Below are 231 nucleotides of genomic sequence, written 5' to 3'. Positions count from 1 at the left end.
GTTGTTGATCTGCAGTAAGCTACCCACCGGTATGGGCAGCGACATGATCGCCTCGCTGCCCTCCAGCTATTTGGAGAGATCTCACAGCCAGTTGCCCTCCTCGAAGTCCTTCGGCTGCACGAAGTGGTCGATGTAGGACATGATCGGCCGCCCCTCGCGCTCCACGTCGAACACCGGATGGAAGACCTCCTTGGCGACGATCTTGCTGGGCGGCGCCGCCCATCGCATCCC

The 231-nt window shown here is 61.5% G+C and carries 1 protein-coding gene; it reads right to left on the bottom strand.

All coding sequences use genetic code 11. From position 1 onward, the window contains the following. Positions 1-81 precede the first annotated feature (81 nt). On the bottom strand, positions 82-228 hold the full coding sequence (locus CVH10_RS27420; protein WP_369336041.1) for a carbon starvation induced protein CsiD: 147 nt from the start codon (positions 226-228) through the stop codon (positions 82-84). Between the last annotated feature and the right edge of the window lie 3 nt (positions 229-231).

The organism is Halomonas sp. ND22Bw (genome assembly GCF_003011945.1).
In the GTDB taxonomy this organism is placed as follows: domain Bacteria; phylum Pseudomonadota; class Gammaproteobacteria; order Pseudomonadales; family Halomonadaceae; genus Halomonas; species Halomonas halophila.
Note: the sequence above shows the minus strand (reverse complement) of the source record. Positions and strands in the feature narration are given on the sequence as shown.

Bases quoted from the DNA above. Each gene is read 5' to 3' on its own strand.
- CVH10_RS27420 (WP_369336041.1), bottom strand. From the start codon at position 228: ATGCGATGGGCGGCGCCGCCCAGCAAGATCGTCGCCAAGGAGGTCTTC.